The sequence below is a fragment of the Phycisphaera sp. genome (assembly GCA_025916675.1).
In the GTDB taxonomy this organism is placed as follows: Bacteria; Planctomycetota; Phycisphaerae; order Phycisphaerales; family UBA1924; genus JAHCJI01.
This window is the reverse complement of the sequence record CP098402.1, coordinates 1,849,426-1,866,145: the sequence shown is the minus strand read 5'-3', so window position 1 is coordinate 1,866,145 and position 16,720 is coordinate 1,849,426. Positions and strand designations below refer to the sequence as shown.

14 protein-coding genes are annotated in these 16,720 nt (G+C 67.8%); 6 read left to right on the top strand and 8 right to left on the bottom strand.

Translation table 11 applies throughout. The annotated features are described in order from the left end of the window. Position 1: 1 nt before the first annotated feature. On the bottom strand, positions 2 to 421 hold the full coding sequence (locus NCW75_08015) for a hypothetical protein (GenBank protein ID UYV11247.1): 420 nt from the start codon (positions 419 to 421) through the stop codon (positions 2 to 4). Positions 422 to 490: 69 nt separating this feature from the next. After that, positions 491 to 1,603: an alanine dehydrogenase gene (gene ald, locus NCW75_08010; GenBank protein UYV11246.1), complete on the bottom strand. Its 1,113-nt coding sequence runs from the start codon at positions 1,601 to 1,603 to the stop codon at positions 491 to 493. A gap of 341 nt (positions 1,604 to 1,944) precedes the next feature. Here ald and NCW75_08005 point away from each other — a divergent pair, with 341 nt between their 5' ends. The 3 genes from NCW75_08005 (at position 1,945) to NCW75_07995 (ending at position 5,371) form a co-directional block, all read left to right on the top strand. After that, positions 1,945 to 3,561, top strand: coding sequence for a hypothetical protein (locus NCW75_08005; protein ID UYV11245.1), 1,617 nt, complete (start codon positions 1,945 to 1,947; stop codon positions 3,559 to 3,561). A gap of 97 nt (positions 3,562 to 3,658) precedes the next feature. Further along, positions 3,659 to 4,681, top strand: coding sequence for an FAD-dependent oxidoreductase (locus NCW75_08000; GenBank protein UYV11244.1), 1,023 nt, complete (start codon positions 3,659 to 3,661; stop codon positions 4,679 to 4,681). A gap of 3 nt (positions 4,682 to 4,684) precedes the next feature. Beyond that, positions 4,685 to 5,371 carry a phytanoyl-CoA dioxygenase family protein gene (locus NCW75_07995; GenBank protein ID UYV11243.1) on the top strand — a complete coding sequence of 229 codons (687 nt, stop codon included), beginning with the start codon at positions 4,685 to 4,687 and terminating at the stop codon, positions 5,369 to 5,371. On the opposite strand, the gene NCW75_07990 is transcribed toward NCW75_07995, so the two are convergent. Both NCW75_07990 and NCW75_07985 read right to left on the bottom strand, forming a co-directional pair. Further along, a complete protein-coding gene (locus NCW75_07990; protein UYV11242.1) occupies positions 5,350 to 6,390 on the bottom strand; it encodes a hypothetical protein in 1,041 nt (346 codons plus the stop codon). The two genes, NCW75_07995 and NCW75_07990, sit on opposite strands and share 22 nt — an antisense overlap. A gap of 36 nt (positions 6,391 to 6,426) precedes the next feature. Then, positions 6,427 to 8,202, bottom strand: coding sequence for a response regulator (locus tag NCW75_07985; GenBank protein ID UYV11241.1), 1,776 nt, complete (start codon positions 8,200 to 8,202; stop codon positions 6,427 to 6,429). Positions 8,203 to 8,436: 234 nt separating this feature from the next. Between NCW75_07985 and NCW75_07980 the strand changes: the two genes are divergently transcribed. The 3 genes from NCW75_07980 to NCW75_07970 are packed head-to-tail and all read left to right on the top strand — an operon-like array spanning position 8,437 to position 12,253. Continuing rightward, positions 8,437 to 9,417, top strand: coding sequence for an ABC transporter ATP-binding protein (locus NCW75_07980; GenBank protein UYV11240.1), 981 nt, complete (start codon positions 8,437 to 8,439; stop codon positions 9,415 to 9,417). Further along, positions 9,414 to 10,145 (top strand): ABC transporter permease, encoded by a 732-nt coding sequence (locus NCW75_07975; GenBank protein UYV11239.1) that lies wholly within the window; start codon positions 9,414 to 9,416, stop codon positions 10,143 to 10,145. Before NCW75_07980 ends, NCW75_07975 begins: the two co-directional genes overlap by 4 nt. Beyond that, positions 10,142 to 12,253, top strand: a complete 2,112-nt coding sequence (locus NCW75_07970; protein UYV11238.1) for a hypothetical protein — start codon at positions 10,142 to 10,144, stop codon at positions 12,251 to 12,253. The genes NCW75_07975 and NCW75_07970 overlap by 4 nt, the downstream gene beginning before the upstream one ends. Here NCW75_07970 and NCW75_07965 read toward each other — a convergent pair. Genes NCW75_07965 through NCW75_07950 form a run of 4 tightly spaced genes read right to left on the bottom strand, consistent with a single transcriptional unit; the run spans position 12,170 to position 16,713 of the window. Then, positions 12,170 to 12,727 (bottom strand): hypothetical protein, encoded by a 558-nt coding sequence (locus NCW75_07965; GenBank protein ID UYV11237.1) that lies wholly within the window; start codon positions 12,725 to 12,727, stop codon positions 12,170 to 12,172. The two genes, NCW75_07970 and NCW75_07965, sit on opposite strands and share 84 nt — an antisense overlap. A gap of 49 nt (positions 12,728 to 12,776) precedes the next feature. After that, positions 12,777 to 13,784, bottom strand: coding sequence for a hypothetical protein (locus NCW75_07960; protein UYV11236.1), 1,008 nt, complete (start codon positions 13,782 to 13,784; stop codon positions 12,777 to 12,779). Beyond that, a complete protein-coding gene (locus NCW75_07955) occupies positions 13,781 to 16,357 on the bottom strand; it encodes a hypothetical protein (GenBank protein ID UYV11235.1) in 2,577 nt (858 codons plus the stop codon). Before NCW75_07955 ends, NCW75_07960 begins: the two co-directional genes overlap by 4 nt. Then, positions 16,354 to 16,713 (bottom strand): hypothetical protein, encoded by a 360-nt coding sequence (locus tag NCW75_07950; protein UYV11234.1) that lies wholly within the window; start codon positions 16,711 to 16,713, stop codon positions 16,354 to 16,356. Before NCW75_07950 ends, NCW75_07955 begins: the two co-directional genes overlap by 4 nt. Positions 16,714 to 16,720 lie beyond the last annotated feature (7 nt).

Sequence of the window (16,720 nt, the reverse complement as noted above, 5' to 3'; positions counted from 1 at the left end):
GTCAGTCGCCGCTCGTGTCTTCGTCAAGTGTGTAGACCTTCTTTGCCTGGTACGAGCGGTCCGCGTGTCGCCACTGGCGGACGACGTCGGCCTTGGTGTATGGCGTGCCGCACTCGGGGCAGCAACCCTCGGCGGGCAAGCTGCGCAAGTCGTACAGGCAGTGGAGGCACGCCTGACCGTGGCACGTCCGCACACGCCGTAGGTCTCGCTGCCACAACGCTATGGGAAGGATCAGTCCGCCAAAGAACAGCAGCACGCTGATCGGCCCCACCACGGCGAGCGTCATGGGACGGCCGAAGACTATGCTCGCGGCGAATCCACCCCAGATGCTGAGCATGGCCAGGCCGACACCAAGTATGCCCCAGATCGCGTGCCGGCGAGATGCGCTCGGCGGTGGGGGTGAATTCTGGTCTCCTGGCATGACGTTGCAGCGTACGCGCACGAAAAGCCCGGGCTTGCGCCCGGGCCTCATTTGGTTCTTTGTGCTTGGTCAGGCGGTGGCGACTTCCAGGTCGTGGGCCTCGGCGACGGGGCGGTTGAGCAGGCGGCCGTCGTCGCAGTTGATGGCCATGGCGAAGCCGGCGTCGCGGGCGGCGATCTCGTGGGGGCCGACCTTGGCCAGGCGGCGGGCCCAGGGGATGGTCGCGTTGTTGAGCGCGTGGGTGCTCGTGCGGGCGACGGCACCCGGCATGTTGCCCACGCAGTAGTGGACCACGCCGTCGATGATGTAGGTCGGCTGGCCGTGTGTGGTCACGCGGCTGGTCTCGACGCAGCCGCCCTGATCGATGGAGACGTCGACGATGACAGCGCCCTCGGGCATGATCTTGAGGTCTTCACGGGTGACGAGGTTGGGGGCCTTGGCACCCGGCAGCAGCACAGCACCGATGACCAGGTCGGCCCAGCGGAGGTACTTGCGGATGGCGTGCGGATCGCTGTATATGGTCGTGACGTTGTCGTCCATTACGTCCTCGAGGTAGCGCATGCGGTCGAGGTCAATGTCCATGATGATGACGTCAGCGCCCATGCCGCTGGCGATCTTGGCGGCGTTGGTGCCCACCACGCCACCGCCGAGCACCAGCACCTTGCCCGGCTCGACGCCCGGCACGCCGCCGAGCAGCACGCCGCGCCCCTGCTGGGGTCGCTCGAGGTACTTGGCGCCCTCCTGGGTGGCCATGCGGCCGGCGATCTCGCTCATGGGGGTCAGCAGCGGGAGGGTGGGTCTGCCGCTCAGGCCCGGTGCCTCGAGGGTTTCGTAGGCGACCGCGCAGATCTTTTGGTCAAGGCAGGCCAGCGTGAGGTCGCGATCGGCGGCGAAGTGGAAGTAGGTGAACACCACCTGGTTGGCTCGCATGTGCGGCCATTCGATGGGCTGTGGCTCCTTGACCTTGACGATCATGTCGGCCTGGGCCCACACGTCGTCGGCGGTCTTGGCGATGCTTGCGCCGACGTTCTCGAAGGCCGAATCCTCGAAGCCGATGCCCAGGCCCGAGCCGGACTGGACCACGACGCTGTGGCCGTCACGGATCAGCAGATCGACGCCCACGGGCATCAGGCCAACGCGGTACTCATCGGGTTTGACCTCTGTGGGAACGCCAACGATCATGCTCGGGAACTCCTGTCGATTCTGGGCTGCCCTGAATGTTCGTGGCGGCCTGGCCGGGGGTTGTGCGGGCCGCCAGCGTGGCCCGATTGGCCGCGCGGAGCGCATCGAGAATGCTATGCCCCGGGCGGGTGCTGCGGTCCGGTTCTGGCCTGGTGTTCGGCGGCGAGATCGGCTGGGATGCCCCTGCCCGGGGTTTTGGCTAGTATCCGCCCCTGGCGGGTTTGCGGGACGCGTTTCGATGTAGCGCCCGGTCCGGTCGGGGTATAGAGCCCCCTCGACGCCCCTGGACTGATTGATGGTTTGGGGTGTTGGTTTCTCGACGCTTCCGGAGGCAGTCCCGCATGTGCTTCAAGCTTGCTCGCAGGTTCAACATCCGACCCGCCGCCCTGCTGGCGGTCGCGTTGGCCTTCTTCGTTCCCGCTTCGGCCTTGGCGCAGGGTGAGAACTACATCTCCCGGGTCAACGCCTCATCGAGGGCCATACCCAACGACCAGCGGGCCGACCTCGTGCTCTTCCCGGCGATGGTGGGCATGGCCGAGCCGCCAGCGGTGGTGAGCCTGCTCGAAGATGGTCGCCCGACCGACGCCATGCTGCTCGGCCCGGGCCTGCAAGGCTGGGACGGCGCCGCCGCGTGGGCAGCCGCCGACAGCCAGCAGGCGGTGGTCACCGCGCTCGACGAGATCACGGAGGAGGCCTCATTCCTCGGCTCGATGGTGATGGCCCAGCCCTACGGCATCGACGGTGTGCCCGTTGACCTGATCCGCGCAGGGCTGTACACCGAACTTGGTGACCCGCCGACGCTGACCACTGCCGACTTCCGGTACCTTCCAAAGCTGACCAACGTGTCCATTCTGGCGCACGTCGAGGCCAGCCGGCGGCTGAGCGAGGGTGACCCGGCCGGGGCGCTCGATGTTCTGATCGACCTGATGCACCTGGGTCGGATGATGGCCAACCGCGAGTTTTTTGAAGAGGTCGCGTGGGGCTATCGCACGATGATCGACGCGGCGATCCGCGTCCGTGACGTTGCGTACGTGGATTATACGTCGAATGACCAGGTGCTCGACTACGACCAGCTCATGCAAGCGATCAACAGGCTGGATCTGGGCCGCCGCGGATTCTTGATGATCGATCGGCTGCGGTTGCCCGAGGGCGATCACATTGGTGGCGAGCAGATCCTTTCGCGGATCTTCGACGGCCGGGGGCGACCAACCGATCGTTTCGCGCCAACCATGAGTGCGCTGACCACCAGCGATCGACCGCTGCGTCGCTTTAGCGAGGCCGGGCTCTGGAACCAGGTGCAGAACGTCCACGGCGACGGCCTGCAAACCCGAGGCACGCTCTCGGATGTCTTCAACGATTGGTCGCAGTTGTGGACGCAGAGCGATTTCGCTCCGGGCCACAAGCTCGTGCGTGAGTACGACCGGCTGAACCCCATCACCGAGGGCGTCGTGATGGCGATCATGCCCGAGATGACCGGGTTGTTCAACGATCGTCGGATCCTGAGGACCGAGATCGGCGGCACGCGATCGGCTCTTGGCGTCATGGCGTACAGGGCCCGCCTGCGCACGCTGCCGGTGAGCCTGTCGAGCCTGCAACCCCAGATCTTGCCCGAGCGTGAGATCGATCCGTTCGGACCGGTTCGCGATGTGCAGAACCGGCCACTGGTCAGCCCGTTCCAGTATCTGGTACCCAAGCGCGACCTGCCGATCGATCCGCGTGTGGGTCCCCAGCCGCTGCCGATCGACGTGATCATGCTCAACCAGCGCAACTTCGGCATCGCGATCGGTCTGGATGACGAGGAATTCGTGATCTGGTCCACCGGGCCGGATTCGGACGACGACACCGCCAGCCGAGTGCGCGAGAACACGCGGCAGTTGTTCGATGGCGATTACCTGATCTGGCCGCCGGTGATCTCGCTCTACCGCGAGTTCCTCCAGACCGAGGGCGTCCTGCGCTGATCCTGATCGCGTCCATGGCTTCCGCGGGGCTGGGGAACATCCCGGCCCTGTTGCCAGTTTGTCTTGGACCACACCCCTGCAACAGCCGAGGAACAGCATGAGCGAGAACGGTCAGGATTCAACAATCGAGAAGCTGGTCATCATCGGGTCGGGCCCCGCCGGGTGGACGGCCGCGCTGTACGCCTCTCGGGCGCAGCTCGACCCGCTCTGCGTGATCGGTGTGCCCAAGCAGGACCCCGGGCCCGTCTTGCCGGGCGGCCAGCTCATGCTGACGACCGACGTGGAGAATTACCCCGGCTTCCCCGATGGCATCGCCGGCCCGGAGATGATGACGCTGTTCCAGAAGCAGGCCGAGCGTTTTGGCGCTCGGGTGATGAACGACGACGTCAAGACGGTGCAATTCAACAAGGATTACACGCAGCCACACACCATGACGACAGCAAGCGGCAAGACCATCCGAGCCCACGCGGTGATCATCGCCACGGGCGCGACCGCCAACTGGCTGGGCCTGGACAACGAGATCCGCTTGGCCACGTCCGGCGGGGGTGTCTCGGCGTGTGCGGTGTGCGACGGCGCTCTGCCCATGTTCCGTGACAACCCGGTGGCGGTGGTCGGCGGCGGGGACACGGCCATGGAAGAGGGCCACCACCTGAGCAAGTTCGCGTCGAAGGTCTACATCATCCACCGCCGCGATGAGCTGCGCGCCAGCAAGGTGATGCAGGAACGCACACTCGGCAAGGGCAACGTCGAGATGGTGTGGAACAGCACCGTGGTCGACGTGCTCGACAAGAAGGACGAGGCCTCGGGTGCCGACGTCATCCGCGCGGTCGTGCTCGAAGACACCGTGACCAACGAGCGTCGCGAGCTCGAAGTCAGCGGCATGTTCGTGGCCATCGGCCATACGCCGGCGACCAAGTTCCTCCGCGACAGCGGGCTCGAGTTCGACCAGGCCGGCTACATCGACCTCAAGAAGCGCAGCGGCGTGACCAACATCCCCGGCGTGTTCGCCGCGGGCGACGTGGCGGATGCCAAGTACCGCCAGGCCGTGACGGCCGCGGGCATGGGCTGCCAGGCGGCGCTCGACGCCGAGCATTGGCTGGGTGAGCACGCGCTGGTGTGAGCGATGGCCGAGCATGCGATCGGTTGTTGGGTCGAGCGTGGTGTGGTAAGGCCCGAAGTGGTCGACCGCTTGGGGCAGACCTGCCCCGTGGTTCCCAAAGCCGGCATCCGAGAGCCCTTCGCGACTTGGTCAGATGCGAACCTGTTGCTGCAACCCGCACGCTCGATCGCTTCTGAGGTTTTCGAGACCTCGGCTCGTTTGACGCGAGCCATCCTTTTCGACAAACTGCCGGGACGAAACTGGCATCTCGAAGTGCACCAGGACCTGACCATCGGTGTGGCCGATCGGATCGAAGCCGCTGGCTTCGGGCCCTGGTCGCGCAAGCATGGCGTATGGCACTGTGAGGCCCCGGCAGACTTGTTGAGCCGTATGTTGACGGTTCGTGTACACCTAGACGATGCGGATGAAGAGAACGGCTGCCTCTTGGTCGCGCCGATGCCAGCGGGCCGCACGTTCGCGAAGCTCTCGCCCGAAGAACTCCGGGCGTGCGCCGAACGAGTGGTACCCGTACCCGCCGAGGCCGGCGAGGCGGTTGTCATGAACCCGCTGGTGCCCCACGCCTCGGGCCGAAACACCACCGACCGCCACCGCCGCGTGCTGCACATGGAGTTCGCGGCCGGGGATCCTGGTGGCGGGCTGCGGTGGCGTGACGAGGCCGAGATCCTGGGTCAGTCTTCGTCGATGTCGTAGGGATCCGTGCCATCATGCCGCTCGATGTTGTGGCTCCTGGGCACGGGGATGTCCTTCGGGATGCCGCGGCGTCCGGCTCGTGTTGAGGGGTTGGGATTGTCGAGGGCGTCCAGACGCTCTTCGAGTTTCTCTTCGGCGGCGGTGGCGCGATCGCGCTCGATGACGGCGCGGCGGCCCGAGACCACGCTCTTGTGCTTCGTGTTCTGGACGGCCCAGTTGGCCTCTTTCGCGAGTGAAATGAGGCTCAAGCACAGCATCACCACGCCGATCAGCATGCAGATAACGAACACGATGATGAGAACGCCAAAGATCGGTAACACCATGGCCATCACGGGCGTCAGCAGCAGTCCCAGACCGCCCACGGCCAGCAACCACGCCACCGTCTGGAGCCGGCGTTCGGCGTCCTCGTCGCCCATCCATCCGGCGAGTGATGCGAGTTGCACGCACACGGGGATGAAGCCCAGGACCGCGATCGTGTCGAAGATGTACACCCCGGCGATGAGCAGGCCCTCCACAACGCTCAGTTTCGGCACGAGCAGCAGGGCGTAGATGATCGCGGCGACGATGTGGCACGCCTGTGTGCCCACGCTGGCCCAACGCCAGCGCGGATCATCGAAGGTGTCCAGTTGCTTTGCCTCGAACCGATCGGGTTTGGGTTTGGTCACCAGCCACAGGGCGCCGACCCAGCCACAGATCGCCAGGAATTCGAGGCCGAGCGTGACATAGTTCTCCGCGATGGCCAGCACGACGGTGAAGAAGATATATCCAAAGAACCCAAGCGCCGCGAGCCACAGCGTCTTGCTCAGGTGATTGACGTAGGCGATCGGTGCCCGCGAGACACCCGTGCCGCGTTTCTTTTCGTAGGTGATTCGAGCGTTCGAGGTGCCGCACTCGGGGCACACCGTCGCCTGGGGCAGGCCCGTCAGATCATAATTGCACTTGACGCAGCGAGACCCGTCCTCGAAACTGCCCTGTGGGGTCGGGCTTTGGCCCAGTTCTCGTGGGTCGATGGGGCTCATGCCCGATGATATGGGGCTCGGACCATTCGGTTGCGATCAGACGGTCTGCGGGTTGGCGGGGTCTTTGGCGTCGGCCTGCGCCCGCTTCTCGGCTTGTTTTTCGTCCTTTTTTTCAAGGGCCGAGCGGATTTCTTCGAGCAGGCGCTCGACCTGGAAGGGCTTGAAGAGCACGCATTGGAGGCCCTCTTGCGACGCCCGCACGATGCTGTGGCTCGGGTCGTAGCCGAAGCCGGTCATGAGGATCACCGGCACGTCGGGCAGCGTGCGACGGGCGGCCGAGAAGACCTCGTACCCGTTGCGGTCGGGCATCTTGATGTCGCTGATGACCAAGTCAAAGCCCTCGCCGGCTGCGGCGGAGGCCCGCACGGCCTCGATGGCGGCGGCACCGTTGTCGCGGACTTCGACCGTGGCGCCGCGGTTGCGGAGCACGTCGGCGATCACGCGGCGGACGGCCGGCTCATCGTCGGCCACCAGCACCCGGCGGCCCTGGATGAGCGGCTCGCTCTCGGTTGAGCTCATCGCACGCTCGACACCCAGCAGGGCTCGGGGGCCCTCGGCCACGCGGCGCATGCGGTCGCGGATGGAGTCGACGTCGCCGGCGATCCGCGCCAGGCGGGCGCCCAGGTTGGGGTCGGCGTCGGTCGCGTCGCGCATCTGCTCGACGATCTCGGCGATGTCGTCCAGCGGCTCGCGCAGCTCGCCCTGCATCCGGCCCGAGACCGTCGCGTTGGTCTCGCAGCGTTCGACCACCAGCAGGTCGAGCACTCGAAGGGCCATCGCGAGGTGGCGGGCGAAGTGCTCGGCGAAGCGGCGGTCTTCCTCGTTGAACGCGCCGGGCTTGAGCGATTCGACGTCGAGCACGCCGATGACGCGGTCGTGCAGCCGTAGGGGGATGACCATGGCGCTGCTGGCGCCCTGCAGGCAGGGCAGGAAACGCGAGTCGTGGGCGGCGTCGTTCGAGACCTCGCTCACGCCCGTGGAGGCGACGAAGCCCGCGATGCCGTTGCCCTGTCGCGAGGGGTACAGGTCGAGTTCGGCGGCCTCGGGGCTCAGCCCCTCGGAGATGACCAGCTCGAGCTTGCCGGACTTTTCGTTTACCAGGCGGATGGCGAAGTGGTCGAAGTTCAGTAGCTTGTGGGCCGTCTCGATGATCCGGCTCTCGAGCACGCTCAGCCGTTCCATCGCGTTCTTCGAGCGGACGAATTCCGGGTCGATCGAGACCAGATCACGGCCGGCCTGCTCGATGGCGGTCATCTTGCGATCCATGCGTCGGGCTTCCGACACGTCGCGGATGACGGCGACCAGCCGGGTGTCGGCCACGCTCGCGCCCTCGCCCTGGGCCAGGGAGATGACGACCTCGTACCAGTTGTCCGAGTCTTCATCGCCGATCTCGACGTTTCGGGTGGTGCAGCGGCCGCGGCGGTCGCGTTGCTCGAGCAGCCAGGCCAGGCTGTCGCGGGCGGCACCCTTCACGCGTTCGCCCACGACGGGGTCGAGCGTGCGGAAGAAGGCGTTGGCCCAGACGATCGAGCCGTTCGCACCCAGCAGGCAGACGCCCTCATTGACGGCGTCGAGGAGCGCGTAGGCTCGGTCCATCTCGCTGAATTCGGGCTCGCTCGACGCCTGGTGGCTGTCGCTGGCGTTGATGACCACAACGGTGGCGCCCGACGAGCGGAGTTCGTCGGCTTTGGCGTCGGCACGCTCGGGCGTGCAGCAGGCGATCCGGGCGACTTGCCCGGCCTGCTGGCGAAGCTCGGAAGCTTCAGCCTCCGAAGTGCCGACAATCAGGATGGTGTACGCTGGATCACCCATTCCGAACCTGCCCCAGGACGCCCCCGCCACGAACTGTAGCGGGCGGGTTGGCGTGGAATGCCCATGCCAGCCCAGAGAGATCGCCCCTCACCAACTCCAAGGATCGGCATATCAAGACGACTTGTTTCATCCGAACGGATAAACCATTCACAACGAAGATTCCATCCCGGCCGTCCCATCCGGCCTTTTGAGTCCCGATCGACCCTCCGATTCCCGCCTATCTCGCTCCCACCCATGATCGAAGCCCGAAACCTCCAGAAGAGCTACGGCCGGGTCCACGCCCTCAGCGGCGTGAGCTTCGACGTGCCCCCGGGCCGCGTCACCGGGCTTCTGGGAGCCAATGGTGCCGGTAAGAGCACCACAATCCGAATCATCACCGGCTATACGGCTCCCGACGCCGGTTGGGTCCGTGTTGGGGGTGTCCAGGCTTCCCGCGATCCGATCAGGGTTCGCCAGCACATCGGTTATCTGCCCGAATCGGCCCCGACCTACGGCGAGATGCCGGTCGAAGCCCTGCTGAGTTTTCGGGCCTCGCTCCATGGAATGCGTGGCAAGGCGCGCAAGAGCGCGGTCGACAAGGCCATCGACGCCTGTGTGCTCCAGTCGGTCCGGCGGCGTCGGGTCGGCCAGCTCAGCAAGGGCTACAAGCAGCGGGTGGGCCTGGCGACGGCCATCCTGCACGACCCGCCGGTGCTCGTGCTCGACGAGCCCTCCAACGGTCTCGACCCGGGGCAGATCACCGAGACACGCTCGCTCATCCGGCGATTGGCCGAGGGGCGGACGGTGCTGGTGAGCAGCCACATCCTGCCCGAGATCGAGCGGACGTGCGACCGGGTGGTGATCCTGGCGCGCGGGCGGCTGTGCGCCCAGGGGCCGCTCGACGAGTTGCTGGCCCGGGGCGAGCACGAGCTGGTGTGCGAGGCAAGGTTCCCGACCGAGCAATCGGCCACCGAAGCGGCGCGCGCGGTGGGGGCGGTCGAGGGTGTCGGTGCGGTGCTGCCGCGTGAGATGGACGACGGTGTGGTGCGGTGGCGCGTGGGGTTCGATCCGGCGGACATCGGTGAAGCTGAGTTGCGAAGGGTGCTCGGTGCGAAGCTGGCGGCGGCGGGGGCCGAAGTGCGGTTGCTCGAGCGCGAGAAGGCCTCGCTGGAAACGCTGTTCCTCAAGCTCATGGAACACGGGCCTGACGCGGCCCCGGCCGGGAGCGCGGCGTGAGAGTACTAAAAACGACCTGGGCCATCGCGATGCGCGAGTTCGTGGCGCTCTTCCGCGTGCCGGTGGGCTGGCTGGTGCTCGCGCTGTACGCCGGGCTGTGGGGCGGGATGTTCGTGCAGTTCGTGCTGGTGCCCGGGGCGCCCGCGACGATGCGGCCGCTGTTCGCCACGGCGGCCTGGCTGATGCTGCCCATCGCACCGGCGATCTCGATGCGGCTGGTGAGCGATGAGCTGCGGACGGGCAGCTACGAGCTTCTGGCGACCTCGCCGGTGAGCGAGTTGTCGCTGGCGCTGGGCAAGTTCGTGGGCGCGGGGCTTTTCCTGCTGGCGCTGCTGGCCTGCACCCTGCCGCTGGTGGGGGTGCTGCTGGTCTTCAGCGATCCGATGCCCGACCCCGGGCCCATGCTGGCGGGGTACCTGAGCGTCACGCTGCTGGGGCTGCTGTTCCTGTCGGTCGGGCTGCTGGCGTCGAGCCTGACGGCAAGCCAGACGCTGAGTTTTCTTGGCGCGATGCTCGCGCTGTTCGTGTGGCTGCTGGCGACGACCACCGGCCGCTCGCGCGCACCCGAGGCGGTGGCCGACGTGCTGGCGGCCCTCGCGATTACCGATCGGCTGGAGGGGTTTGCCAAGGGCGTGATCGACACGGGCGACGTGGGCTTCTTCGTGGTGCTCACCGGCTGGTTCGTGCTGGCGGCCTCGATGTGCCTGGGCGTGCGGAGGTGGCTGTGAAGCGCAAGCCTTCCCAGAAGGGCCCGTGGCTGCGCCGCGTGTCGGTCGCGTGGCTGGCCGGCACGTTCCTGGTGGCCAACGCCGTATCGGCGGTGTTCCTGATCGCATTGGCCGACCGGCACAGCGTGCGGTTCGACGTGACGGCCACCGGCGAGCACCGGCTCGCGCCCCAGACGCGGCGGTTGATCGAGGCGGTCGAGCCGGGGGCGGGCTTCGAATTGGTCGTGGCGGCGGATGTCACTCGCGTTGATCCGCGGGCGTGGCAGGCGTTGCTCGATGTCGGGAGCGAATTGGAAGCCGCCGGCGCGATGACGGTGACGGCTTTGGAGGGTGAATCTGCCCGCGGCGGTCTGGAAGCCCTCGGCCAGCGGCTGGCGGCGCGCGAGGCGGGGGAGATGCAGGCCCAAGCACAGGCCTTGCTCCGTGCGGCGGCCGAGCTGGCGCGCGCGGCCGAGGTGATCGACGACGCGGTGGTGCCGAACCTCACCGCCACGGCAGCGGCCGCTGGTGATGGCCAGCAGCAGATCCGAGCGATCATGCAACGGCGGGCACAGACCGCCCCGGGATTGGCCCAGGATCTGCGTAGCGCGGCTGGCGAAGTGCAGAGCCAGCTCCAATCGGCCATCATGCCGGGCGTGAATGTGCCTGCGCTCGATCGGGCTCGGTCTGCGATTGCCGCGCCCGCGAGGGGCGCGGCGGGGGAGCTATCGATCCTCGCCGACGAGGCGCAGGCGATCGCACGGAATCCGAGCTATCCCGAGCCGCTCCGCCGAGCGATCATGGAACTCGCCCAAGCCGCAGGCCCGGCGCGCGACCTGTGCGCATCCGCGGCGGATACCGCCGAGCGAATGGAAACCCTCGATGTCGTGCGTGTGTTGCGGGCGGTGGGGGATGCGGCCGCCGCGGTGCTCGTGGGGCCCGACAACGCGGTGGCCATCGACGCGCAAACCCTGTTGCCCCCGCCCGGCGTGCTGCGGCCCGAAGCGGCGACGGCGCCCTCGCTGCGTGGGCGGGTCGAGGGGCTGGTCGCCACGGCGATGCTGACGGCGATCGACCCACGCCGGCCGATCGTGATCGTGGCCCACGCCGAGGATGCCCGGTTCATCGAGCGGCCGGGTGCGCTGGGCGTGGCCATTGGGCACCTTCGGCAGCAAGGTATCGACGTGATCGAGTGGCCCTTGATGCTCGAACCCGACCCGCCCGGGCTGGTCCGGCTCGACCCGGCGGGGGCGAGGCCGGTGATCCACCTGGTGCTGAATACGAACACGAGCGTGCGCTCGCCCGACCCGCTGGCCCCCAGGCCCGACGAGCGCGTGGCGAAGCTGGGTGAGTTGGTCCAGCGGTTGGTCGACGCGGGCCAGCCGCTGATGGTAAATTTGACGCCGAGCGAGGTGGTCGTCGGCGGTGGTGTTGATGCCACGGCCGCGCCGCTGGCGGTATTCGGGCTCGAGACCAAATCGGGCTTGTCACTCGTGAGCAAGCCGACACAGAGCGAGGTGGTCGAGCATGACATGCTCGTGCGTGGGTCGGGGGGCGAGCACGCGTTGCAAGGCGCGTTGACCGGCTTGCTGATGTACGCGCCGTGGGCGGTGCCGATCGAGCACGCGGGCGATGCCCAAGCGTGGCCCTTGCTGGTGGTGGACGATGAGCAGGCTTGGGGCGAGACGCGTTGGTCGGGGTATCGTCGCGTGCCCCGTGCCGAGCGGCCGCTGGTGTCGAATCCGCCCGTACGCGATGCCGAGGGTGACGACGCTGATGGGCCCTGGACGATCGCCTGGGCCGCCCAGCGCGAGGTTGGCGGTGGTGCGGGCCGCGTGGTGGTGGTGGGCAGCAACGACTGGCTGGCCGACGAGATCGTGAGCTCGGGCCAGAGTCTCGACGGGCGCATGGTGGGCAGCTATCCCGGGAATCTGGCGCTGCTCGACGCGTCGGTGCTGTGGCTCTCGGGGCGTGACGAGTTCATCGCGCCCACGGTCAGCTCGTCGAGCGTGGCGATGATCGGGCAGATCGATAGCGGTATGTTGTCAGCCTTGCGGTGGGGCCTGGTGCTGGGCGTGCCGGTCGTGATCCTGTTGATCGGCGGCGGCTGGCGTGTGCTCCGACGCTGAGAGATCCTTCGACAAACTCGTGTGGCCCAGCACGTCGGCCATATCGCGTGGGGCGCGAGCGGGGCCGGCGGGGATGGGTGCGGACACCAGTGAACGAGCGCGACGCTCGGCGGCGTAGGCGACTTCCGCGGTCATGGGAACACCGCACTCGGGGCAGACGTCGGCAAAGCCCGGCACGCCCGTGAGGTCGTAGCCGCACTTCTCGCAGCACCACGGCCCCCGGGCTTGCGGGATGCACGCGACGAAGAAGCCCACCGAGCCGACGAGCAGCAGGTAGCTCCACAGCAGGGTCTGGAGCACGGGCAGGTAGATGTCCTGGCGGGTCCAGGCGTCGAGCAGCGTGTGGAACTGGATGACCACCAGCACGCCGACGAGCCCGCCCCCGACCCACGCGAACGCACGCCAGTTGTGGCGCCAGCGGATGGCACCATACCAGACGAGGACGGCATAGAAGACGAAAAGCAGCATAAGCATTCAATGATAAACGGCGCGTGGCGCGTGCCGGGGGCGGCTAGGGAAGGTCTCAAGTAACTCCCGAAGGGGGTGCCTGGGTTCTCTGAAAGCGTCGCAGGCGGCGGAGGATGATGCCAAGGCACAGCAGGCCCAGCGGGACGGCGACCAGCACCTCGACGAAGCGGTTGAGCACGTCGGCGGTCAGGCCCTGCGAGAGGTTGGCGTCGGCACCGCCCAGCATGGCGGCGGGCATGCCGGCGGCAAGTGCTCCGATAAGCCACTCGCGGATACCCAAGCCATTGCCAGCGATGGGGATGAGCATGGCGATCTGGCTGGCGACGGCCAGCACAAGGGCGGCGGGGAGCTCGATCGAGGAGCCGACGATCGCGAATGCCAGCGCGTAGCGGCCGGCCCAGACGGCCATGTCGAGCACGCGCAGGGCACCGGCGGCGCAGTAGCGAGCGGTGAGTGGGCGGCTGCTCCAGAGCACCGCCGAGCCGAGTGCGCCGGCGATCATCGGGATGGCGATGAGCAAGGCCCACGCGAGGCCCGCATCGACGCTCCGCAAGAGCACCGCGCCGAGCAGGAGCACGCCGCTGCAGATCGCGGTGATGACGGTGCCCTCGATCAGCGTCTGCCCGGTGTGGCGGATGGTGATGCCGTTGACGGCCTTGTGGTAGGCGATACGGCCAACCATGCCTGGGCGCATGGGCAGGTAGTTCAGCAGCCAGGCCATGCCGATGAGGCCGAGGGTCTCGGCGAACCCGAGCCGACCGAAGCGCGAGAGCAGGAACCAGATGGACGCCGAGATGCTCAGCCAGTTGAGCAACGGCATCACGAGGAACAGCAGGACGAACCACCAGGGGTGGGTGCCCAGCGCGTCGATCGACTTGCGCACGGCGTCGGGGTCTTGCTTCAGGGCGGCGGCGATGGCCAGGAACACGAGTACCGTGCCGGCGACGAAGCCGCCCAGCCGGAACCACCTGGTCTGCCGCCAGCGGTTGGCCTTGGTGGCCAGCGTGCGCACGCGGCCGGCGTTCGACCGCCTCGGTCTGCGCTGGCGCGCCTGGGGCGTCATGGCGTGGGCGGGCCCGCCGGAGCAACGGCTGGCGTCTGGCCCGCGGACTGCGCCTGGGGCGGGCCGAAGCCCTGGAAGTTTGCGTAGCTTCTGCCGTTGCGTTGCAGCCGGGCTTGCAAGAGCGAAGCGAGTTCGCGAACGCGGGCGTCGTCGTGCTCGGCGGCGCGAGCGAAGGCCGGATCTTCGGGGTCGGTAGCACGGGTAAACAGGGCGGTGCCCAGCGCCACGGGGCCCGCTGCGGTGTCGAGCACGATGCGATCGAACGGCTCTACCGCTCGGCTGACCCTCGTGTTTGGGAGTGCGATCATGAGGCACACCTGGACCAACTCGGACGACTCGGTCAGCCGCTGCCCCGCGGCGTTCATGATCGGCACGAAGGGCGCGGGATCGCGACCTTGCGGTGGGGCATCCGGGCCGATGAGGCCGGCCTTGAGCGCGCTGGCGATCGTGGTGAGGACCGCGGGATCGTCGGCCAGCAGGCGGGTAATGATGCGCCCGCCTTCGAAACGGATCTCGGGCAACGGGCGGCGCACGATCAGGCCGGTCTCGGCGCTCAGGCACATGGGGCCGGGCAGATACCCAGCGCGCTGCGTGTAAATGAACCCTTGCAACGCACGCCAGCGGGTGCGGGTGGTGCGCGTGCCGGCGGCTTCAAGGTACCAGCCCGCGAGCCCGGCACCGGCCCACACGTCGATCTCCAGGCGCTCGCGTGGCATGAGCCGCAGGCGGGTGTCGACGCTGCTGACCTCGGGGATGGCCACCGGGGTCAGGCGGTCGAGGTCGGCGTCGAGCACGGGTGAGAGCAGGATGCGGCTGTTGATGGGGGCGCTGGGGCCCACAGCGAGGGGAATGGGCGAGTTGTTGCGCAGGGTCAATCGCAGGCGGGTGATCGTGGTGACATGCTCTTCCGGCCCGACGGCACGCACGGAGAACTCCATGAAGTTCTCGGGCTTCTCGACGATCCGATCGAGCCAGGCGGGGATCGCACGCGCCGTGGCGGTGAGGCCGCTGGCCTCGGGGAAGGGCGAGCCTACGCCGAGGTCGAGCAGCCTCTGGTGGGCCCAGGCGCCCCACATGCTGGTGGGGTCTTCGCGAGCGAAGCTGCGGAGCAGTGGCAGGGCGTCGGCGATGCGGCCGTGGACGAGCAACGCGTGGGCGTACGCCAGCGGAGCCATGGGGGCGGTCCGCTCATCCACGCGGCGTTTGAGGTCGGCCAATCGTTCTTCTGCTTCGGGCGTGCCGACGGCATCGATGGTGCTGAGGAGCGCGACGACGAGGCCGAGTTGCTCCCGCGCCGGGTCGATGATCTCAATATCAACTTCGCCCAGTATGGCCTCGTCGGCCATGGCTCGCTCCATGGCCTCGTTCGCTTGGCGGACGTCGGCGCGGACGAGTTCGTGTTGGACCCCGGCCAGCACCATCGCCAGCGCGGTCTCGGCGCGCACCCGGGTGGCGAGCAGGGCTACCTGCCGGGCTTGGTCCCGATCGCCCTGGGTGTTGAGCATCATCTGCTGCAAGCGCTGGGCCGTCGATCCTCGTAGATCTTCGGACGCCCGGCTGGCCGCGGTGGGATTGCCCTCGGCTTCGGCCAGGAGCATGCGGAGCAGGGCCGCCTCGGGCGGCGGAAGGATGTCGCTGGGCTGCTGCGTGCCCTCGGTGTTCTCCCCACGCTGCGCCATGAGGTTGAGCATCTGCTCGAGGCGGGCGCGTTCCTGGAGCACGGGTAGCTCGAGTTCATCGGCCAGGCCGCCCGGACCCTCGACCAGCCAGTTCAAGCGCACCCGTCGGAGGAGGGATTCCTGCTGCGGGACCTGTCGCGCTCTGATGAGCAGCGACGCCGAGTGATCGTGGAATCGCAACGCCTGCTCAAAGGCGCCGCCCTTGGCCAGGTGGTCCGAGATCTGGCCGTGCACGTTGGGATCGACCGGGTCGGCCAGTAGGAGGTTGGCGAGCAGCTCCATGCGGCCGATGGGCTCGCCGCCGGCCTGGCTGAAGTAGGCCAGCGCGAGGGCGGCGGCTTGCTTATTGGTCGAGTCGAGTTCGGTCGCGGTGGCGAGGAGATCGACGAAGCGGCGCTCGTCGCCGGTCTCGCGTGCGAGGAGCGATGCGTCGAGGGCCAGGCGGCTGCGAACCGCTGGGGAGATGCTCTGGGCCCCGACCATCCGGTCATAGGCCGACAGGCGATCCTCGACGGTGTGGATCTTTTCGATACCCGCGGCGATGATGCGGAGCAGGGCGACATCGTCGGCCGGATCGATCTTGATCAGCTCGCGCGTGAGTTCGAGGGCGCGGGCGTCCAGGCCGGCCGACCACGCGGCCTCGATCTGGCGGCGGAGCAGGATGGGTTCGTCGGGCGCGTAGGTGCGGGCCAGGTCGAAGGCGAGCATCGCGATGCGGTAGTCGTCCTCACTGGGATCGTTCTGCATGCGCAGGTCGAGCAGGGCGACGCGCCCCAGCCCGAAGGCGGCGTAGTCGTCCAGCGGCTCGGGCTTGGGCTGCGCGTGCGCGCGCGAGGCGAGGCCGGCCAACGCGGCCAGCACGAGACAAACAGCCAGCCGGTACGAACGCGTCAAGAACCACCTCCAAACCACTCCGGCCCGAACCACAGGGCCAACCCCGTGGCCAGCCCACCGATGCAGAACACGGCCACCAGCGCGACCTCGAGTACCCAGCCGATCGTCCGCCCGGCCTTGGGGAACAATCGGTCGGCCACGAGGAACATGAACACGAAGGTGCCCATGGCCACGGCCGTCCAGCCGCCCAGGGCGGCTGGTACCGAGAACATCGGCCATCTGGGCCCCGCACTGAACACCAACCAGAGCCCGGCCACGACCAGCGCCCCCGCCCACACGGTGGCCACCAGGGCCAGCGCGGCGGTGCTGAGACGCGTGTTGTTGAGTACGGGGTTGGGGTGGTTGGGTTCGGGCATAACGTGG